Annotated in this window: 16 protein-coding genes; 7 read left to right on the top strand and 9 right to left on the bottom strand. The window is 61.4% G+C overall.

The window, feature by feature from the left end; genetic code table 11:
- Positions 1–3: 3 nt before the first annotated feature.
- The 5 genes from allB to ACZ5G6_RS20160 form a co-directional block, all read right to left on the bottom strand.
- Complete coding sequence (gene allB, locus ACZ5G6_RS20180) at positions 4–1353, bottom strand: allantoinase AllB (protein WP_498687632.1); 1350 nt, start codon at positions 1351–1353, stop codon at positions 4–6.
- A complete protein-coding gene (locus tag ACZ5G6_RS20175) occupies positions 1346–2515 on the bottom strand; it encodes a glycerate kinase (RefSeq protein ID WP_498687631.1) in 1170 nt (389 codons plus the stop codon). The genes allB and ACZ5G6_RS20175 overlap by 8 nt, the downstream gene beginning before the upstream one ends.
- Before the next feature lie 25 nt (positions 2516–2540).
- Positions 2541–4316 carry a glyoxylate carboligase gene (gcl, locus tag ACZ5G6_RS20170; protein ID WP_498687629.1) on the bottom strand — a complete coding sequence of 592 codons (1776 nt, stop codon included), beginning with the start codon at positions 4314–4316 and terminating at the stop codon, positions 2541–2543.
- Between the two features lie 133 nt (positions 4317–4449).
- Entirely contained in the window at positions 4450–5328 is an 879-nt protein-coding gene (locus ACZ5G6_RS20165; RefSeq protein WP_498687627.1) for a 2-hydroxy-3-oxopropionate reductase, read from the bottom strand.
- Positions 5329–5472: 144 nt separating this feature from the next.
- Entirely contained in the window at positions 5473–6276 is an 804-nt protein-coding gene (locus ACZ5G6_RS20160) for a hydroxypyruvate isomerase family protein (protein ID WP_498687625.1), read from the bottom strand.
- 296 nt (positions 6277–6572) lie between these two features.
- Between ACZ5G6_RS20160 and ACZ5G6_RS20155 the strand changes: the two genes are divergently transcribed.
- Positions 6573–7487, top strand: a complete 915-nt coding sequence (locus ACZ5G6_RS20155) for a hypothetical protein (protein ID WP_498687623.1) — start codon at positions 6573–6575, stop codon at positions 7485–7487.
- Positions 7488–7509: 22 nt separating this feature from the next.
- Positions 7510–8046, top strand: coding sequence for a hypothetical protein (locus tag ACZ5G6_RS20150; RefSeq protein ID WP_498687621.1), 537 nt, complete (start codon positions 7510–7512; stop codon positions 8044–8046).
- A 311-nt stretch (positions 8047–8357) separates the two neighbouring features.
- Here ACZ5G6_RS20150 and ACZ5G6_RS20145 read toward each other — a convergent pair whose 3' ends face one another.
- The 4 genes from ACZ5G6_RS20145 to ACZ5G6_RS20130 form a co-directional block, all read right to left on the bottom strand.
- Positions 8358–9029 (bottom strand): hypothetical protein, encoded by a 672-nt coding sequence (locus ACZ5G6_RS20145; RefSeq protein WP_498687620.1) that lies wholly within the window; start codon positions 9027–9029, stop codon positions 8358–8360.
- Between the two features lie 414 nt (positions 9030–9443).
- Complete coding sequence (locus tag ACZ5G6_RS20140) at positions 9444–12764, bottom strand: type I restriction endonuclease subunit R (protein ID WP_498687618.1); 3321 nt, start codon at positions 12762–12764, stop codon at positions 9444–9446.
- Positions 12764–14029 carry a restriction endonuclease subunit S gene (locus tag ACZ5G6_RS20135; RefSeq protein WP_498687616.1) on the bottom strand — a complete coding sequence of 422 codons (1266 nt, stop codon included), beginning with the start codon at positions 14027–14029 and terminating at the stop codon, positions 12764–12766. The genes ACZ5G6_RS20140 and ACZ5G6_RS20135 overlap by 1 nt, the downstream gene beginning before the upstream one ends.
- On the bottom strand, positions 14026–15576 hold the full coding sequence (locus ACZ5G6_RS20130) for a class I SAM-dependent DNA methyltransferase (RefSeq protein WP_498687613.1): 1551 nt from the start codon (positions 15574–15576) through the stop codon (positions 14026–14028). The genes ACZ5G6_RS20135 and ACZ5G6_RS20130 overlap by 4 nt, the downstream gene beginning before the upstream one ends.
- Before the next feature lie 131 nt (positions 15577–15707).
- Here ACZ5G6_RS20130 and ACZ5G6_RS20125 point away from each other — a divergent pair, with 131 nt between their 5' ends.
- From ACZ5G6_RS20125 to ACZ5G6_RS20105, 5 genes are all read left to right on the top strand, one after another.
- Positions 15708–16703: a LacI family DNA-binding transcriptional regulator gene (locus ACZ5G6_RS20125; protein WP_498687611.1), complete on the top strand. Its 996-nt coding sequence runs from the start codon at positions 15708–15710 to the stop codon at positions 16701–16703.
- A 200-nt stretch (positions 16704–16903) separates the two neighbouring features.
- Positions 16904–18211 carry an ABC transporter substrate-binding protein gene (locus ACZ5G6_RS20120; protein WP_498687610.1) on the top strand — a complete coding sequence of 436 codons (1308 nt, stop codon included), beginning with the start codon at positions 16904–16906 and terminating at the stop codon, positions 18209–18211.
- Between the two features lie 2 nt (positions 18212–18213).
- Complete coding sequence (locus tag ACZ5G6_RS20115; RefSeq protein ID WP_498687609.1) at positions 18214–19185, top strand: carbohydrate ABC transporter permease; 972 nt, start codon at positions 18214–18216, stop codon at positions 19183–19185.
- Positions 19182–20081 carry a carbohydrate ABC transporter permease gene (locus tag ACZ5G6_RS20110; protein ID WP_498687607.1) on the top strand — a complete coding sequence of 300 codons (900 nt, stop codon included), beginning with the start codon at positions 19182–19184 and terminating at the stop codon, positions 20079–20081. Before ACZ5G6_RS20115 ends, ACZ5G6_RS20110 begins: the two co-directional genes overlap by 4 nt.
- Before the next feature lie 73 nt (positions 20082–20154).
- Positions 20155–21258: a Gfo/Idh/MocA family protein gene (locus ACZ5G6_RS20105; protein ID WP_039242955.1), complete on the top strand. Its 1104-nt coding sequence runs from the start codon at positions 20155–20157 to the stop codon at positions 21256–21258.
- Position 21259 lies beyond the last annotated feature (1 nt).

The following is a 21259-nucleotide window of genomic DNA, read 5'->3' as shown; positions in this document are numbered from 1 at the left end:
ACCCTAAACGTTGCCGCGGCGGAGCAGTTTGCCGCCGGGGTTCTGGCCGTCGATCGCGGTGCCGCGCAGGTAGGTCTTGCGGACGACGCCGGCCAGGGGACGGCCGTCGTACGGCGTGATCGGGTTCTTGTGCTTGAGCTTGGTGACGTCCACAACGAAGGCTTCGTCCGGCGCGAAGATGGAGAAGTCGGCGTCATAACCCAGGGCGAGCTGGCCCTTGTTGTGCAGGCGGGCCAAGGCGGCGGGCTTCTCGGCCATCCAGGAAACCACCTGTTCCAGCGGGATGCCGCGGTGGCGGGCTTCGGTCCAGATCAGGGACAGGCCCAGCTGGAGCGAGGAAACGCCGCCCCATGCCACTGCGAAGTCGCCGTTTTCCAGGTCCTTGAGGTCAAGGGTGGAGGGGGAGTGGTCCGAGACGATGCAGTCGATGGTGCCGTCCTGCAGGCCCTTCCAAAGGAGCTCGCGGTTGGAGGCTTCACGGATGGGCGGGCAGCACTTGTAGGCGGTCGCTCCATCGGGGATTTCTTCGGCCATGAGCGTCAGGTAGTGCGGGCACGTCTCAACGGTGAGGTTGACGCCGTCGCGCTTTGCCGACGCGATCATGGGCAGCGCGTCGGAGGAGGAGAGGTGCAGGATGTGGGCGCGGGCGCCGGTCCAGCGGGCACGTTCGATGACCTCGGCGATGGCCTTATTCTCGGCGCCGCGGGGGCGGGAGGCCAGGAAGGTTTCGTAGTGGTCGCCGCCGGGGTGCGGGGCGCGGTCGATCGCGTGGGAGTCCTCGGCGTGGACGATCATGAGGGAGTCGAAGGACTTGAGCTCAGCCATGTCCTCTTCCATCTCGTCCGCGTCCAGGTGCGGGAACTCGTCCACGCCGGAGTGCAGGAGGAAGCACTTGAAGCCGAAGACGCCTTCGTCGTGCAGCGGGCGGAGGTCTTTCTTGTTGCCCGGGATGGCACCTCCCCAGAAGCCGACGTCCACGAACGCCTGGTCCTTGGCCACGACGCGCTTCTGCTCCAGGCCGTCCACGCTGGTGGTGGGCGGGATGCTGTTGAGCGGCATGTCGATGATGGTGGTTACGCCACCGGCAGCAGCGGCACGTGTGGCGGAGGCGAAGCCTTCCCACTCGGTGCGGCCGGGCTCGTTGACGTGGACGTGCGTGTCCACCAGGCCGGGGATGAGGGTTTCGTCGTCTGCGAGTTCGATGACCTCGTTGCCTGTGAGGCCGTTGCCCAAGGGTTCGATAGCGACGATGATGCCGTCGCGGATACCAACTTCGCGTGCTGCAAGGCCGGCAGTGGTCAGGATGCGCTGGCCCCGGATAACGAGGTCATAGGCGCCGTGTGCTTCAGACATTGAGGTACTCCTTGTTTTCGGTCCGTTCCGCCAGATACACGCCTATGTGCTTACCTAATTGTTCAAGCAACGGACCTGCTTCAGCGATACATTTCTGGACATCGGATTCCATGTCGGTCAAAGCGTGGACCGTGTGGAAACCGGCATCCGTGAGTTGTTCCCGGCTCAGGGTACTCCGGCCGCAGACTGCGATCACGGGAACCCCGGCCTTCTGCGCCGCCCGCGAAACTCCCATGGGGGTCTTGCCGAGCAGGCTTTGTTCGTCCAGGCTGCCTTCTCCGGTGATCACCAGATCGGCGCCCTTTAGTCTCTGTTCGAGGTCAGTGAATTCAAGTACGACGTCGATGCCCGGCCGCCGCTCTGCCTTCAGTGCCGCTATGGCAATGTAGCCAACGCCGCCTGCTGCACCGGCGCCTTCTGCTTTGGCTGCGTATTTGGCATGTTGCCCGGTGGTTGCTGCGAGCACGTCGACGAAGTGGCTCAGCGCCGCGTCGAGCGAGGTGACGTCGTCCGGCGTCGCGCCCTTCTGCGGACCGAAGATGGCTGGGGCTCCACTGGCCCCCAAAAGGGGATTGTCGACGTCGGACGCCAGCACGAATTCCGTGGCTTCGACGCGGACGTCGAAGTTGGAGAAGTCGATGCTGTTCAGCTGTGCCAAGGCGGCACCGCCGCCGGGAAGCTCGTTGCCGTTCTCGTCCAGGAAGACGGCGCCGAGGCCCTGCAGGACTCCAGCGCCGGCGTCGGTGTTGGCGCTGCCGCCCACGCCCAGGATGATCTTGCGGCAGCCGAGATCCAGCGCGGCGCGGATGAGTTCGCCGGTTCCGATGCTGGTTGCGGTTTTAGCCGTCTGGGACGTGGGGCCGTCCGGGAGGAGGGCGAGACCGGAAGCTGCCGCCATTTCGATGACAGCTTCCTGGTCCCGCACCGCGAAGTCGGCTTTCACTGGCTCGCCGAGCGGGCCGGTGACGGTGGTGGTCCGGCGGGCGAAGCCGGAGCCGATAGCGGCATCGATGGTTCCTTCGCCGCCGTCGGCCACCGGAATGCGTGTTGCCTCAAGGCCTGTTTGGCCGAAGCCTGCCAGCAATCCTGTTGCGAGATGCCTGGCGACGTCGGGCGCGGACAGAGAGCCCTTGAATTTGTCCGGGGCGATGACCACACGCATTCCGGTGCCTCCTTTCTGTTTCTCTTTAGGCTTTGGTCAGGATCGCGGTGGGGGCGTCCGCCGCGGTTTCTGCCAGCTCTTCGAACTCGTTCACCGCATTGATCTCGACACCCATGGAGATGTTGGTGATCTTTTCCAGGATCACTTCAACAACCACGGGAACCTTGAACTCGCCCATCAGTGCCTTGGCCTTATCGAAAGCGGCAGGCATGTCGTCCGGGTTCTCAACGCGGATGGCCTTGCAGCCCAGGCCCTCGGCAACCTTGATGTGGTCCACGCCGTAGCCGTTTGTTTCCGGAGAGTTGATGTTCTCGAAGGCCAGGGAAACGTTCTGTTCCATGTTGAAGCCGCGCTGCGACTGACGGATCAGGCCCAGGTAGCTGTTGTTCACCACTACGTGGATGTACGGCAGGTTGAACTGTGCGCCCACGGCCAGTTCCTCGATCATGAACTGGAAGTCGTAGTCACCGGACAGGGCAACAACGGTGGCATCCGGGGTTCCACGAACAACGCCGAGAGCAGCGGGAGCGGTCCAACCCAGCGGGCCGGCCTGGCCTGCGTTGATCCACTTGCGGGCACCGAACACGTGCAGCATCTGTGCGCCGGCGATCTGCGAGAGGCCAATGGTGGACACGTAGGTGGTGTCGCGGCCGAAGGCCTTGTTCATCTCCTGGTACACGCGCTGGGGCTTGATGGGAACATTGCTGAAGTTGGTCTTGCGGTGCAGGGAGCCCTTGCGCTCCTGGCACTCGGCAACCCAACCCGAGTAGTCCGGCAGGGTCTTAGCTGCCTGGCGCTCACGTGCCAGTTCGATCAAGCCAGCCAGCGCCGCACCGGCGTCGGACGCAATGCCCAAGTCCGGGGAGAAAACGCGACCGATCTGCGTCGGCTCGATGTCGATGTGCACGAACTTACGGCCAGCCGTGTAGGTGTCCAGGCCGCCGGTGTGGCGGTTGGCCCAACGGTTGCCGATGCCGATCACGAAGTCGCTCTGCAGGAACGTCTCGTTGCCGTAGCGGTGCGAGGTCTGCAGGCCAACCATGCCGGCCATCAGTTGGTGGTCGTCCGGGATGGCGCCCCAGCCCATCAGGGTGGGGATAACCGGAACGTTCAGGATCTCGGCCAGCTCAACCAACTGCGCGGAAGCGCCGGCGTTGATGATGCCGCCACCGGCAACGATCAGCGGGTGCTGGGCCGAGGTCAGCATGTCCAGGGCCTTTTCCAGCTGCTTGCGGGAAGCCTTGGGCTTCTCGATGGGCAGGGGCTCGTAGGCGTCGATGTCGAACTCGATCTCGGCCATCTGAACGTCGATGGGCAGATCCAGCAGGACCGGGCCCGGACGACCCGAGCGCATCAGCTGAAACGCCTTCTGGAACGCTCCGGGAACCTGGCCCGGCTCCAGGATGGTCATGGCGAACTTGGTCAACGGCTTGGCGATGGACTCGATGTCCACGGCCTGGAAGTCTTCCTTGTGCAGCTTGGCGACGGGAGCCTGGCCGGTGATGCAGAGGATGGGGATGGAATCAGCCTGGGCTGCGTACAGTCCGGTGATCATGTCCGTGCCAGCGGGGCCCGACGTGCCGATGCAGATGCCGATGTTGCCATCAGCTGCGCGGCTGTAGCCGTCGGCCATGTGGCTGGCGCCTTCAACGTGGCGGGCCAGCGTGTGGCGGATGCCGCCGTGGGCACGCATTGCTGAGTAGAAGGGGTTGATCGCTGCGCCGGGCAGACCGAAAGCTTCGGTTGCGCCTTCCTTTTCCAGGATGGCTACGGCCGCATCAACGGTGCGCATCTTTGCCATGGTGTACTCCTTGTTTTTTGCCCTTTCGGGCGAAGTCTGTGGTGTTTTTGGGTGTGGTGAGGGAGCCGCCGTCGTTTAAGTACGACGGCGGGTTCCCTGCTGTTTGTTTCTTTGGCGCTTTAGCGCTGGGCTGCTACCTGCGGCCGCTGAGCTGGAGGACCTGCTTGAAGAGGCCCGAGTGGTCGAGGCCGCCGTCGCCCTGGTTGACGGTTGCGGCGACGAGCTGGGCGACGACTGCGCCGAGCGGGACAGCGACGTTGGCTTCGCGGGCTGCGGAGGTGACGATGCCGAGGTCCTTGTGGTGGAGGGCCAGGCGGAAGCCGGGGTCGAAGTTGCGGTCGAGCATCTTCTGACCCTTCTGGTCGAGGACCTTGGAGCCGGCCAAGCCGCCGCCGAGGACCTTCAGTGCTGCGTCGGTGTCTACGCCGTAAGCCTCGAGGAAGGCGATGGCCTCGCCGAGGACCTGGATGTTGACGGCTACGATCAGCTGGTTTGCTGCCTTGACGGTCTGGCCGGAGCCGGACGGGCCGACGTGGACGATGGTCTTGCCCACTGCGTTGAGGACATCCTGTGCTGCCTCGAAGTCAGCTGCTTCGCCGCCGACCATGATGGACAGGACGGCGTCGATTGCGCCCTGTTCGCCACCGGATACGGGAGCGTCGAGGGGGCGGATGCCTGCTTCTTTGGCGTCTGTTGCGAGGCGGGCGGCGACATCCGGGCGGATGCTGGAAGCGTCGATCCAGAGTGCGCCCTTCTTCGCGTTGGCGAAGACGCCGTCCTTGCCGCTGACAACACCCTCAACATCGGGGGAGTCCGGGACCATGGTGATGATGACGTCGGCGTCCTTGACTGCGTCCGCGATGCTGGTGGCACCCTTGCCGCCTTCGGAGACGAGCTTGTCGATCTTGTCCTGGCTGCGGTTGAAACCGGTGACCGTGTGGCCTGCCTTGACGAGGTTGATGGCCATGGGGAGGCCCATGATTCCGAGTCCGATGACTGCAACGTTGCTCATTGTGGTTCTCTTTCTGGGGAAGTCTGTGTGTGTCTTTTAACTCGAGTGCGCTAACTCAGGTGTGCTTACCCAACTAGGTCGCATTAGTGCGCGTTTTGAGGGTCCTAAACGCGCTCTGCTGCTACTTAGTTGGGCGCCCTGTGCTTAGTTGGCGTTGGCGCGCTGGCGGATGGCCCAGCTGAAGGCCGTTTCCTGCGGTTCCTTGTATTCCAAACCGATGTAGCCGGCGTAGCCGAGTTCGCGGCTGCGGGCAATCCATTCGCCGAGGGGGAGCGTCCCGGTTCCGGGAGCGCCGCGGCCGGGGTTGTCGGCGATCTGGATGTGGCCGAAGTCCTTGGCGTGGTTCTCGATGACGGATTCGACGTCGTCCCCGTTGACTGCAAGGTGGTAGAAGTCGGCGAGGAGCTTGACGTTGTCGACGCCGGACTCGGCCTTGACGCGGGCGATGACCTTGAGTGCATCTTCGGCCGTGAGGAGCGGGTACTTGGGTGCGCCGCTGACCGGTTCGAGGAGGACGGTGCCGCCGATGCGGGCGACGCCTTCTGCTGCTGCGGCGAGGTTCTTGGCTGCGAGTTCGTCCTGCTCTTCAGGGGTGAACTCGTCCTGGCGGTTGCCGTAGAGGGCGTTGAAGGCCTTACAACCGAGGCGCTCACCGATGCCGGCTACGACGTCGATGTTGTCCTTGAACTCGGAGCAACGTCCCTTCCAGGAAACAAGGCCGCGGTCGCCGCCGGGCATGTTGCCAGCGTTGAAGTTCAGGCCCGTGAGCTGAACGCCGGCGTCCTTGATGGCGGTTTCAAACTCGGTTACTTGGGCGTCGCTTGGGACGGAGCTCTCGAAGGGCCACCAGAACTCGACGGCGTCAAAACCGGCTGCCTTCGCGGCGGCGGGGCGCTCGAGCAAGGGCAGCTCCGTCAGGAGGATGGAGCAGTTCACTGTGTACGTCATCGTAGGTCCTTCCGAGGAGGGGCTTTGATCTATCTTCCGTTGCTTGGCTGCTGCCTTGGTACTTGGCTCCAGTTTCCGCTTTGTGGAATTTAGATTCTGCTTTATGAAAAGTTTAGGGAAGGTGGGGGTGGGAGTCAAGGGGGTGGGTGGGGAGGTGGGGGTTTGGGATACCAGAAGGACGGCGAGTGTGGAGGCATGCGTCGCCAGATCGGGAACATCGTCGTCTTCAGTGGCCACTGTGTCACAAACACCGGGGGCGAATATCATGATGCAGTTCGTACTAAGAATGGGGATACATGGCGACGTCAAAAGGGCCAAAGCGGAGGATCTACTTCCTGGAGCCAGTTTTTGAAAAGCAAAACGGCGAACTGCAAGAAGTGGCAGATAATTTCTGGCCTGAATTTTTTGCGCACGTGGCCGGACTGAACGCAGATCGGCGACGGCTGGAGATATACGGTCGGAAGTACATCGGTGAACATCGTGAGGAGAAAGCTCCAGCCGTCGACTATCTGTACATCGGAAAAGCACGGCGTGGTGCGGACTGGCCCGACATAAGTAACTCAGAGGGCGTGGTCACGACCTTAAACCTTGGAACGGGGGCGGATGCGCTCATCGAACCCGCTTACCTACTTCCTGTTCCTGGCACAACTTATGTGGCAGTGTTGCGAACGTCGGGCGGGCCATCCTTTTCAGCTCTGGAAAACTGGCTAACTTCGGCTGCGGGTCTCGACCTCCAGTCCGAACGCTTCGAACTTCGTCCTTATGTAAGAACCGACCAGCTTGAGCGTCTCAACGCAGCAGAGGGTGCGACACGGGTGCACTTGAAAGTTGATCCCGGCGCTTTCCAGGACGATCGTTCCGTCGGTGAGATTGGAAATGCCATGCGGCGTGTACAGTCTCTGGGGGCCGGCGGGGTGTCAGTCGACATGACGGTGAGCTTTGGAAACGCAAAGCCGGATCATGTCTACGCAGAGCAAATAGCGGAGCAGGTGCGGGCCATCGTTGGGAAGGTGCCACTGAGGTCTGCTCAGGCCACGATCCTCAGTACAGATGACGATGGGCGTTCTAAGCGGGAGAAAATTGACTTCCTCAAGGATCGTGTCACAGGTAGCGAGTACGTTGGGACCACAGAGGATGAGCCGCCTACGCCAAGCGTAGTGCTCGCCGCGATGTCGGAGGCGATTCGAAAGTTCCGTGCCTCGCTGACGTAGGAACGCGATAAGGAGGCAGGTAGTGCAGTGGATTAAGGGCAAGGCTCAGGACAGGCCATTTTTTGTGTCTCTACTCCTTTTCTTTATAGCTGTTGCCCATGCCTTGATCACTTGGCTGGGGATCCTACCCGATATGTGGGCGGGCACCAGATCGCAAGAGGATTCTGTCACAGTGACGTTGTACCTCGGTACAGCTGCCGCGGCAGCGATTCTCGCTGGATTCGCGGGCGTCGTCGTCGTGTTTGGACTCACTGCGGAGGCGGACCGTTTCCGGGTATTCCGCTTGGAAGCCGGGAAAAGCTTGCGGGGAAACTGGACGTCGACTTCCCTGGCTGGATTTGCGGCTGCCGGTTTGAGTTTAACTGCAGCGGTCACTGTCGTGAACGGCCCGGATTGGGTTTCGCCGTGGCTATTCGAGCTCTCTTTCCTCCTGATGGCTCATGGTGCGATCAGGACAGTATGGATTCTTAGACAGCTTGTTACGGTGGTTCGAAATGCAGATATGGTATGGAGTAGGGAAGTTAATACGCGATCGATAGACAGAACCAGCTTCAAGTAGATTTAGTGTCTACTTGGGTGTGCGTCACCGCAGTGAGTATAAATCGCCTAGGCTGCACGTTTCCGCAGATTTACCGTGGTGCTACGCGATCTGGTGCGCGCTTACACCTATGAAGATGCCTAGCAATGCCTCGACCGGAGGCCAAGGACTGCCCTGCTCTCTTAACGCGACATCCTCCTCGACCGATATTGTCGTAACAATCCTGGAAACCGTTGGCCAGCTCATGCTTCAATCTGTAGCTCGGCTTTGCCGCGGTAACAGCCGGCGTTGGGACCACGAGGAGATTCATAGGATGATGTCGGCGAGCCGCTTCATGCCTCTACCGTCCAACTCTGAGGAGGCGGGCCCAGCAGCTTTTCGCTTGCAGTGACCACGGACCGCCCAAGTAAGTGGTTTCCACCAGCTCCGATGCCGACACCAAGGAGCCAAGGAATTTGCTTTCCCAAGACCAAAACACCCTGCTTCGTACCCCACTTAGTAACGAAGCGCGGGCCCAGAATCTTGTTGGCCTTGTTCACCGCTGATATGGGGATCGATTCCACAACCTTCTTTCCCCAATATGGCGCTGTGCGATCGATCAGCGGATCCAGTGCAGCTGTTGCAACGGAGTTGCCAAGGAGGACAGTCGTGACCAAGAATGTTCGTCTCTCTATGTCCTCTACGTCCAAACCATGAATCTCAGCGACTGATAGCGCATACAGCACGGAAGCCTCCAAAAAAGTGGAAAGCTCGCCAAAAGCTATGGAAAGCTGAACCCATCCATTTGGAACAATAGCTGCTGCGCCGGCGCCGGCACCAGAGACAGTGACCGCACCCAGGTACCACTTGTTTACGTAACATAGGAGCTCTGCCGGAGATTTTCCCGGGTGAACTCGCCGGAGACGCTCTATGTTGGCAACCGCCATCGGATGCTGGTGATGGAGTGCCTTTTCCAATGCTTCTTTGATGACCGCCCTAGGGCGGAACTCTTTGGGCTGCGTCACCTAACGATTATGACGCAAGTCCGCGGAGTTACCCATTTGGCGCGATCCAAGTCCGTCGCGTCAGGGAAATCCACGACCAGGCTGAACCTGGATTGTGCAGCCATCCTCGGCACCCATCGCTAGAAGCAAGAGAATTATTTCTTGGAAAAAATATTTAGTGGTACAGCCCAGGCGTGTCCCTTGCATTATTGACAGCGGCCTTTTGGCAGTCAGTCGGAGTCGGTTGCGCTTCTCACATAAAGAGTGATTGACCCTGTGAACGCAGAATTACCATGAATTCCACAAGCATTCGTGACCGCATCAAGGTTCATTAGAACACGAGCCAAAGATGCAGTACACGAAAGAATGTTCCCGCCGGATGCGGATGCGGTTGCGCTATAGCGGCACGCGTCGAGAGTGAGGATGTCCGGCGAATCACGAAACCTTGGGAACTCCCAGTTGCTCCGCCACGCGAGCTGCAAAGACGGGGTCGTTATGGATCCGGGCGACGACGTCATAGGCGATCTTGTTGACGTCCAGCGGCCCCGTGTACTCAACTCTGTGCGGCGGATGGTGGAAGTCGTTGCTGGAGGAATAGGCGTTTTTTCCGTCGTCCCCATAAGCGGTCAGAACGTGGTCGAATACAAGTTGCACCTTAGCGGTGAAAATGCTCGGTGTGTAGGGCGATTCGGGCAGCCCTTGGTCCAAGACCCGGCGAATTGTGCTGTCGACGTCGTTCATCACGTCGACCTTGCGACGCCAGTCTTGGACAAGTTTGTCGTGGAGATGTTCCAAGAGCTTCCTGGCACTGGCCTTCACGGTGTCCCGCTCGTCGTCGGTCAGCACGGGATCTGGCTGGGTCAGCAGATCGAAGATTGCGAGCTCCTCCTCGGTCATGCCTTCTCGTGCCGACCGTTCTTCCTCCTCGGTCAGGGTCTGTGACAGTTCGATCAGGCGTCGGAGGTACTCGTCGATGTTCACGCTTCCGGCGTTGTACTCCGAGATTAGCTCTTCGATGCGCTCGACGAGTTCGTACCGGGTCGGGTTGCGGGTCGCGGCTCCGATGGACTGCTGGCGGAGCAATTGGGCCAGCCGGTCCGTCTCGGCTCGCTTGCGACCTGCGAACTTGGCTGCCAATCCCTCAAAGTCGATCAAGGAAAGGTCGATCAAGGGGTCGGGCTTGGCCCCCTCCGCAGCTGCCCGGATCACGTACTCCTCGGCACCGACCGAACGGTCGAGCAAAGCGTCTACAGCATCGGCGACTACTCCGAGGTCGGCCACAGGCGGCCGCGTGACATCTGCGATGCGTTTGGCGAGGACCCGGACCGCGGCGACGTTGCGCTGTTGGGCGGCTGCCTTGGGATCCGGCAGGAGGGCCTTGAAGAGCTTGCGTACTTGGCGGGCCTTCTGCTGGAAGTCAGACCGGGTGTCTTCGTCCACCAGCAGCGCCTCGACTGCGGCGTCGCGCTTGGCGATGTGATCGAACCCTTCCGCGTCACGCATCGCGGTAAGGTCCACCCCAACGCCGGAGCAGAACTGGAACAACTCGGTCACTGCGGCATCCAGCTGGCCCGAGAGCGCGTCGATGATCTCGATGGGCGAGTTGCCGGCGTCTGCGGCTCCGTAGATAGCAAGGGCCTTCTCGAGACTCCGGAAGACGCCGACGTAGTCGACGATCAGGCCGTTGTCCTTCTCGGGGAAGACGCGGTTGGCGCGGGCGATGGTCTGCATCAGCGTGTGGTTCTTCATGGGCCGGTCGAGGTAGACGGTTGAGACGCTGGGCGCGTCGAATCCGGTCATCCACATCGCGCAGACGAACACCAGGCGCAGCGGGTCCGTCGAGTCCTTGAACTTTTCGGCAAGATCCTCACGATTCATTCGCTCGCGGTGCGGCCGGATGTCGAGTCCGACGTCGTCGAGCATCTTGAGTTCGTTCTGGCTTTGCGAGACCACCACCGCCATGTCGGTGGTTTCCATCAGTTCCAGTCGCGATGCGAGCCAAGGTCGCTCCAGCTCAGGGAGCGCATCGTGCTCAGCCCGCAACTCGTCTAGACATTCAGCCCAAGCTGCCTTGACGAAGTTGTACATCCGCACTGCCGCGGCCTTGTCGAGCCCGACGTACATCGCCTTGCCGGTGAAGCCGCGTCCGACGAAGTGAGTCACGAGATCCCTGGCGATGGTCTTCAGACGCTCGGGCCGTGTCAGGAGCGTGTACTGCGTACCAAAGGTGCGAGCCAACTGACCCTCGGCGTCCTCGTCAAGCTCCGCTTCTTCAAGGAGTGCGTCGAGTTCCTCTGAGAAGTTCTCGTTGACAAGCTGGAGTTCCGGGATGCGGTTCTCGTAGTAGAGCGGGACAGTCGCACCGTCCTCCATTGCATCGCGGAAGTTGTAGATGCTGACGTAGTCGCCGAACTGCTGGCGAGTCGCCTGCTCCTCGCCAGCGATCAGCGGGGTGCCGGTGAACCCCATCATTGAGGCGTTAGGTAACGCGGCGCGCATGTTGAGGGCTAGTGTGTCGTACTGGCTTCGGTGCGCCTCATCGGTAATGACGATGACATCGGAACGGCCTGAGAGGACCGGCATCTGCCGCTCCCCCAGGCTCTTGGACGGCTGGAACTTCTGAATCAAGGTGAACACGTACCGGTGATCTGCGGCCAGCAGTTCGCGGAGGTGCGCGACGGACTTTGCATGCACCCGCGCCTCGGGCGAGATCGCTCCGGCGTCGGCAAACTCTCCATGCAGTTGGGTGTCGAGTTCGGTGCGATCCGTGACCATAACGAACGTCCACTTGCCGGGCATCTGGCGCAGCACTTTTTGCGTGAACCACAACATCGACAGGGACTTCCCCGAGCCCTGGGTGTGCCAGAAGACACCCAGGCGTTTGTCCTGCTCCGTGCGCGCCTGGTGAAGGTTCTCGATGGCTGCATTAACTCCGAGGTACTGGTGCGAACGCGCCAAGACCTTGATCAGTCCACCGGGGCGTTCCATGTAAGCGACGAAGTTCTCGACCAGGTCGAGCAGCACTGCGGGATCGCAGGTGCCGCGCAGGGCTGTTTCTAAGGCGATCGCGCCGCGGGTGCCGAGTGCGTCTATGACCATCCAATCGCTGAAAAACTCCCACGGCGAATAAGTAGATCCAACCTTGGCGACGCTGCCATTGGACAACAGAACGAAACAGTTCGGTATGAAGAGTTGCGGGATGGTGTCACGATAGTCGGTCAAGTTGTCGTCGTACGCGGACTTAACCGGCTCGTTGGGTTCCTTGAACTCCATCAGCACCAACGGGACGCCGTTGACGAACAACGCGAGGTCAAGGCGCCGGCTATGGAGGTTGCCCCTGACCCACAGCTGCCGGACAGCCAAACGGTCGTTGTTCAATGGGTCCTGCAGATCGAGGTAGCGAAGAGTCTCGTTCTGCTTGTCGCCGCGGTCGTCGGTCCACTCTGCTTTGTAGCCGTCACGCAGCAACTTGTGGACCTCACGGTTGGCACGCACCCGGTCCATGGCCGACCGGTCCTTGGTCAGCACCTCGATGGCCTCGTTGATCGACGTATCGGGCACGTTTTCGGAGTTGATCTTCCGCATTGCGAACCGCAGCCGGTGGGTGAGTATGACATCGTGCTGGGAATCACGCCCAAGGGTTCCCTGGGCTCCGAGGACCTCATAAAAGGCATCCACAGGTGTCCAGTCAAGCCGCTCCAGCAACTCGAGGCTCGGCTTCTCAACATAGAAGTACTCGGGACCCGTGGGAGTCATCACGCCACCTGTTCCGCAAGCAATGCATCGAGGTCCAGCGTCGAGACATCAATTTGCCCTGTCACCAATTTTGGCAGCAGGTGGTCGCGTAATGCCTCTAGGCGCACCGCCTCATCCAGCAAGATTGCAGCCTGGGAGAAGAGCGGTTCCGTCGAGGCTTCGAACGTATCCGCAAGCCATTGCGGGGGCAGCACGATCAGGTACGTATCAAAGCACTCGTTGCGCACACGCTGGCGACCACTGGCTCCACTCATACTCGCGATGGCATGCCCACGGAAGGCGTCCTCTCGCGCCAGGCAATACGTGAATGCTGACCCAACGAGTTGACCTCGGAGCACGATGAACTCGGTCGATCCAAGGCCGACTTCGCCGTCAGCTAGAGACTGCACAAGACCGGTCTTCCCGTTCTGCAAGCACGGCGTGATCCGAGCGAACAGAGTGTCACCTCGCTCGAACTTGGCACCGGAACCCCCTGAGCGAACCTGGCTCGGACGACACCCCATGCTTCGTTCATCGAGGTCGCCCATCGTAATGAATGGGTGCTCGATCGACTTATCCAGCTTGATGCGGGGGTTCACGCTTATCGCCGTCGAGGCTGGAACCATTTGCCAACCCTCAGGAATCGGGCCAAGGGCAGAGTCGACCAACGGCACGTCGCCGTGGCCGGGGTAACGGAACTTCACGAACCACTCGCGGTAGATGGCCCGCGCCATCTCTTCCAGAACCTCCAACCGCCGACGGTTGTTCTCGCTCAGGTCATCTAGCGACCGTAGGATCTCACCAATCCGTCGCTGTTCAGGAAGGGGTGGACAAGGAATCGTGAGCTTTTCGCAGTCCGGCACACGAAGATGCTCCACGGTGGAGCCTGAGCCAAGACTCTTCAGCTCGGCCTGTACAACAGGTCCCATCATGCTGTACATCAGGAAATGCGGATCACATTTCGCTTCGTCGGCTCGGTACATAACGAGTCGCTGTCCAAGAAAGACCTGGTCGTCGCTCCGAATCATGCCTACACCTCCAAACGGCGCCTCTCGCGTCAGGATGATGTCGCCTCGCTGGGGCACAAGTCGACGCGTCCATTTCGTGTAGGTGAAGGCATCGACGTATCTGACGCTCATCGTGTCGACCCGGCCGCCACGGACATTTGTCGTGCGAAGCATCTTGAAAGGCGTGGGGGGTGACTCCTGTGAAGGTGCAGTCTTGTTGATGCAATCAACGATCGCGGTGCACAGGTCCTTTATGGATCTATCGCGCCATACGCTCATGCCTCAAGAATCCCCTGAACGGCGGCATCCACCTTCGAGCGCAGCACCTTAGCTTCGTCACTCAGCATCGTGAACTCCTCGTAGAGAGTTTCGAGATCGCCCATGAAGTCGACGTCGTTCTCGTCAACCGCTGCGGTGCCACTGTACCGTCCGGGGTTGAGGCTCCAGCCTCGGGCCTCGATCTCGGCGCGAGTTGCGACTTTGCACAGACCGCCGACGTCGACGTACTTCCCGTCGGGGAAGTTCTCAGCGAGCAGGGTGTAGCTGCCGTCAGCGGTCTCGACGTCCTCGCCGCGGTAGAGCCGGACGATGTTGGCGAGGAATTCTATTTGATCGGGCTTGAAGTCGCGGTGGGTGCGGTCGATCTGGTTATAGATATGCCGGGCATCTAGGAATAGCACGGTGTCTTCGCGCGGCGTACCGACCTTGGCTTTGTCGAGGAACCAAAGCGTCACTGGCAGTGTGACGGTGTAGAAGAAGTTGGAGCCAATGGAGACCATGACGTCGACGGCACCGGACTCGATCAGCTGCCTGCGGATCTCCTTCTCGGAGTGGCGCGCGTCGCCGGCGGAGTTGGCCATTACGAAGCCGGCGCGGCCCTTCGGGGAGAGCGCCGCGTAGAACTGCTGGATCCACAGGAAGTTGCCGTTGTCGACTTTCGGTAAGCCGAATGGGAATCGCTTGTTGCCGACAAGCTTTTCCTTCTTGATTTTGTCGACGTTGAACGGCGGGTTGGCCATCACATAGTCGAAGGCACCGACGGCGTTGTGGGGGTCTTCGTAATAGCTGTTGGCCTGGCGGATTTCGCCCGAGAGCCCGTGGAGCGCGAGGTTCATCTTGGCCAACGGAACAGTGTCTTCGGTCTTTTCGGCTCCGAAGACCGAGAGTTTGCGGCTGGCCGACTCGTTGTGCCGCTCAACGAACTTCGCACACTGGACGAACATGCCGCCCGATCCGCAGGCCGGATCGAAAACCCGACCCTGGAAAGGTTCCAGGATCTCGACAATGAGGCGGACGATCGAGTAGGGCGTGAAGTACTCTCCACCCCCCTTGCCTTCTTGCGCTGCGAAGTTGGAGAGGAAGTCCTCGTAGATGAAACCGAAAGCGTCACCTTCGAGTTGGGTGGGCAGGGGCGCAAAGAGCCGCAGCAGCTCGATCAGGGTCGAGCGCTCCAGCTTTTGGTAACCACGGGGCAGGATGTCCTTGAGTTCAGGGTTATCCTTCTCGATAGCTTTGATCGCTGCGTCGGTAGCTTTGCCGACGTCTTCGCCTTCGGGCAGGTCAACAAGACTGGACAGCCGTGCGTTATCGGGGACATAAAGCACCGACTTCGCCTTGTAGTCCGCGATCGTCGCAGGGTTCCGAGCGCTGGCCTTCGCCTCGACCTCGCCACGAACAGCCTCAAATCGGTTCTCGGCGTAGGCGAGGAACACTAACCCGAGCACCGGGTCGCGGTACTGGCCAGGCGTGAGTTTCGAGTTGGCTCGTAGTTCATCGGCGGCAGCCCAGAGTGTGGCCCGCACCCGGGCGAGATCGGAAGTTTTCACAACTAAAGGATATCGGCACGGCAAGGCCAAACAGCGCCGTGTCAGCCCTCCAGCTAAGCTGGGAATTATTCGCGGTGCGGCACTGGCAGGGCGGCGATGACTGCGTGATCCATCCGCGGAAGGACAAACCAATGGCTCGGCCGACAGTTCAGGACGTCGCCAAAACGGCGGGTGTGTCCGTGGGGACGGTCTCGCGCGTTCTGAACGGGAGTTCGGCCGTCAGCGAGGCGGCCAAGGAAAAGGTCAACGCCGCCATCCGGGAGCTCAGCTATCGACCGCTCGCCTCAGCGAGGGATCTCCGAAGGGACCGCACAATGCGTGTCCTTGCCCTGGCCAAGAACCTGGACTCGCTGGTGATCAGCGAAGTCTTCCGCGGTGTCGGCGATGCTGCCGCGGACTCGGGCTACGTCAGCCTCATCGCAGCGACCGACGGGGACTTGGATCGCGAGCAGCAGCTCGTGGACATGCTGAGGAACGGCTCCGTGGACGGACTGGTGATCTTCTCACCAACAATGCCGGACGACGACGTCAACGCAGTCGCCGAGCAACTCAGCGTGATTCAGGTCTGTGAAATCGTGGACGCCGAGTCGGCATTCGGGGTGTCCATCGATGACCGCCAGGCCGCCTACGACATCACTAAACACCTGATCAACACGGGCGCCACGAAGCTGGCCATGCTCGCGCATAGGGGTGCCCGCTCGGGCCGGCTGCGTGAGGAAGGATTCCGCCAGGCACTCACTGAGGGAGGCCTGAACGCGGACCAGATCCTGCTCGGTGAAGGTAACTTCGGATTCCACGCAGGCCGCAATCTCACCAAGAAACTTCTGGATACAAAAGACCTTCCGGATGCGATCTTCTGCGGCACCGACGTGGTCGCCGCCGGCTGCGTCCGTGAGCTCACCGACGCCGGACTACGAGTTCCTGATGACATCGCCGTGGCAGGCTTCGACGACTCTGCTCAAGCGGAAATGTGCGTCCCGGAGCTGACCACAGTCCGCCAACCCGCCTACGAAATGGGCCGCGTAGCCTTCGCTGAACTCCTGGAGCGGATGACCGTCGAGGGCTCACATCGCAAGGGAAGAACCTTCCTCCCGCACGAACTCGTCATCCGGGACTCCACCAAATAAGAAGGGTTGACAGCCCTCAGTGGTCCCTGTCACACTAATTTGGAATCGATTCCACGGCCGCAAGGCCGATTCTTTTGAACACATTTGGAATCGATTCCATGGATCACAAGAACCACCGGCAAAGAAGCCACCCTCAGCACGCGGGACAGCCAAAACGCGCACTGAACGCCACTCACCCACAGCCACCAAAGGAGCCACTTGTGGACTTGAACCGACCTGCTCAACCGCTCCAGAACAAAGCCACGAACCGAAAAGCACTAGCCGCGACCGCAATAGCAGCAGCCCTCCTGCTCAGCGCGTGCGGCGGGGGAGCCGCACCCCAAGGTGCGGAACAAGCGGCAGCTGCCGATCCGGCGTCGGGCGCTAATGCCAGCGGTGCCGTGAACATCTGCGGCGTCAAGGATGCGAGCGGTATCTACAAGGGCACGGCGGAGGCGTTCACCAAGGCGAACGGCAAGGTTACGGCCAAGTACACCGAGATCGGCGCCACCACGGATGAGGCCCGCACGCGGATTGTGCAGCGGCTCGAAGGCAAGTCCACCGAGTGCGACCTCTTCCTCACGGACGTCATCTGGACCTCCGAGTTCGCCTCCCAGGGCTGGCTGCTGGACCAGACCAAGCTGGTCGAGGCCAACAAGGACCGGCTCATTCCCTCCACTGTGGAAACCACCAAGTACCAGGAGAAGTACTGGGCCTCGCCGTTCTTCACCAACGCCGGATTGATCTACTACCAGAAGGACAAGGTGGCCAAGCCCGAGTCCTGGCAGCAGCTCTACGCGGAAGCCGCCAAGGCTCCCGGCAACGGATACGTCTACCAGGGCAAGCAGTACGAGGGCCTCACGGTGAACTTCCTCGAAATGCTCTACAGCGCAGGCGGCGAAGTCCTCAACGACCAGGGCGACGTCACAATCGACTCCAAGGAAACCCGCGACGTCCTCAACTTCATGAGCGACGGTCTCAAGAACGGCTCAGCCGACCGCGCCGTCCTCACCTACAACGAAGACCCGGCCCGCCTCGCCTACGAGTCCGGCGACTTCGGATACCAGCGCAACTGGCCGCACGTTTACCGCCTGCTCAACGCGACACCGTTGGCGTCCAGCTTCGCGGTCGCGCCGCTGCCGGCATGGGAAGGCGGCAAGGCCTCCGGCGTGCTCGGCGGCTGGAACCTGGCAATCTCGGCCCACTCCACCAACCAGGCTGGCGCTGTCGCGTTCATCGACTTCGCCACCAGCCCGGAGTGGCAGAAGCACGTGGCCATGGACTACTCGCAGGCTCCCGTGAATGAAGCTGCCTACTCAGACGCCGCGGTACTGCAGAAGATGCCGTTCGCCACGGAACTCCTCGCATCCGTGAAGGGTGCCAAGCCGCGCCCCATCTCCCCGGTTTACCCGCAGATCTCGCAGGCGATCTACAAGAACGTCTACGCCGTGCTCTCCGGCACCGCCTCCACCGAGGATGCCGTGAAGAAGATGGCCGAGGAAATCACCACCGCCAAGGCGAGCTTCTAGCCATGGCCATCAAGACACTCCTACCGGGCCGCGGCGCGCCGAACCGCGGCGCACCCGCCCGCCCACCGGCAAAAACAAGCGGCCGCGACCGCGCCGAACGCAAGCTCGCGTTCCGCATGACCGCGCCGTCGCTGGTCATCATGGCGCTGGTTGCGGCGGTCCCGATCGGCTACGCGATCTGGCTCTCGCTGAACCAGTACAGCGTCCGCACCGCAGGCCTGTCCCGCTTTGTCGGCCTGGAAAACTACATCAACGCCCTCGCCAGCCAAGAGTGGTGGGCGGCGTTCGGCCAGACGTTCCTCTTCGCAGGCCTCTCTGTCAGCCTGGAACTCATCCTCGGTACGGCCATGGCACTGCTCCTCAACCTCGCGTTCAAGGGCCGCGCCGTCCTGCGCACCGTGGTTCTGCTGCCGTACGCGATCATCACCGTGGTCAGCGCCATCACCTGGCAAACAATGTTCCAGCCAAACATGGGCCTCGTCACCAACGTCCTCTCCGCGCTGGGGCTGCCAGGTGGCGACGTCGTGTGGCTCGGGGAGCACGGTTACGCGATGGCCGTGATCGTTATGGCCGACGTCTGGAAGACCACGCCCTTCGCCGCGCTCATCATCCTTGCCGGTCTGCAGGTCATCTCCGCCGAAACGTACGAGGCCGCGGAACTCGACGGCGCCAGCAAATGGCAGACCTTCGTGAACATCACCCTGCCGCTGCTACGTCCGGCGATCGTCCTCGCCGCGATCTTCCGCACCATGGATGCCCTCCGCGTCTTCGACCTGCCGTTCGTCCTCACCCGCGGCGCCAACGGCACCGAGTCCATGTCCATGCTCGCCTACACGCAGCTGCGCGAAAACCGGCTGGTGGGCGAAGGTTCGGCGCTGTCCATCCTGACCTTCCTCACCGTCATGGTGGTCTCGGTCATCTACGTCCGCTTCGCCGGCGGCAACATCCGCGACGTCGCGAAGGAGGAGCAATGAGCACGCTGACTGCAGAACGCCCGACGGCGGAACTCGCCACGCGCCCCAAGGCGCCGAAGCGTCGGTTGCGTGGGGAAGCGAAGCTGCACCCCATGGTGTGGGTGTTCGTCATTGCCGTGATGGGCTTCTCGCTCATCCCGTTCTACTGGCTGGTCAACACTTCCCTTAAGAAGGGTGCGAGCCTGGCCCAAGGCGAGCTCTTCCCGAGCCAGCCGACCCTGGAGAACTATCTGGTGGTCTTCCAGAACCCCGAGTTCCTCCTGGCCTTGCGCAACTCGGTGATTATCGCCGTCGTAACTACAACAGTGGCGCTGGTTTTCGCGTCCTTTGCCGCCTATGCGCTGGCCCGGTTGAAGATGCGCCGCAAGGCGATGATCCTGACGCTGATCCTCTCGGTGACGACGTTCCCGGCCATCGCCATCGCGGCCCCCATGTTCTCCATCTGGCGCGACATCGGGCTGTACGATACTCTGCTCGGCCTCATCATCCCGAAGCTGACGTTCGCGTTGCCGCTGGCGATCTACACGCTGACTTCTTTCTTCAAGGAGATCCCGCGTGAGCTTGAGGAATCTGCGTACATGGACGGCGCCACGCCGTTTGTCGCCTTCCGCAAGGTCATCCTGCCGCTGGCGGTCCCCGGCCTGGCGACCACGGCGATCCTGGTGTTCATCTCGGTCTGGAACGAATTCCTCCTGGCCGTCACCTTGACCACCTCGCCAGAGGCGCGGCCTGTTCCGGTGGCGATCGCGTTCTTCAGCGGCACCAGCGAGTTCGACCAACCCCTCGGCACCATCAGCGCAGCGTCGGTGATCATCACCGTCCCGCTCGTGATCCTGGTGCTCCTGTGCCAGAAGCGCATCGTTTCCGGCATGACGGCCGGTGCGGTCAAAGGCTAGGCCCGAGTACCGTCACGAAATCCAAGAAGCACCCACTGATTCCTTATACGAACCCAGAAAGAACAGGAACAACGTGAGCATTCAGCAGCAGGCCCCGTCCGCAACCCTCAAAGTGGGAGTTGTGGGCATCGGTTGGGCCGGCCAGCAGCACCTCAAGGCGTACAGCAATATCGACGGCGTCGAGATTGTCGCCGTCGCAGGCATGGAAGCTGATCTTCTTGCCCAGCTGAAGGAGGAATACAGCATTCCCCACGCCTTCGCCCGCTGGGAAGACATGATCGAGCTTGAAGGTCTCGACGCCGTCAGCGTCGCCGTGCCGACGTTCCTGCATGCACCCATCGCCATTGCCTCGCTCGAGCGCGGACTGCACGTGCTGAGCGAAAAGCCGTTGGCGCGTAACGCCGTCGAGGGTCAACAGATGGTGGACGCCGCCCGCAAGGCCGGCCGCGTCCTGGACGTCGCGTTTAACCACCGTCGCCGCGGCGACATTCAGGCGCTCAAGGAAGTGATCGACGCCGGCACGCTGGGACGTCCGTACTACGCCAAGGCATCGTGGCTCCGGCGCCAAGGCATTCCGATGCTGGGCAGCTGGTTCACCAACCCGGAACTCGCTGGCGGCGGCCCGCTTGCCGACATCGGCGTGCACGTCCTGGACTACTCGCTGCACCTCCTGGGCGAGCCCAAGGTTCTGGCCGTCTCGGCATCGACCCACTCCGAACTCGGCCCACGCGGACTCGGTGGCAACGCCCGCTACACGGCGTCGAACTCCAGCCATAAGTTTGAAGTGGAAGACTTCGCTTCGGCGTTCATCCGGCTGGAAGGCGGCGGGACCCTGATCCTGGAAGCCGGATGGGCCACCTACCGCGACGAGCGGGACCTGATGGACTTCACCGTTTACGGGACCGACGGCGGAGCGGACTTGCGCTCGGTTGGCGCCTCCGAGAACCCGGTAGCGGACGTGCACGTCTTCACCGAGAAGGACGGCGAAAACGCTGACTTCGAAGTGGTGGCCGAACCCGGGCGAGCGCACCAGGCCGTCGTCGACGACTTCATCGCCGCCGTGCGCGGCGGCGAGACCGTGTGGGGAAGCCACGACGGTTCGCTTGCCCTAAGTCGCGCTCTGGTACTCGATGCCTGCTACAAATCCGCCCTCGAACAACGTGAAGTGGTGCTCTGAA

This window comes from Arthrobacter sp. TmtSoilC51, from assembly GCF_055388015.1.
This window is presented reverse-complemented; position numbering and strand designations above follow the sequence as displayed.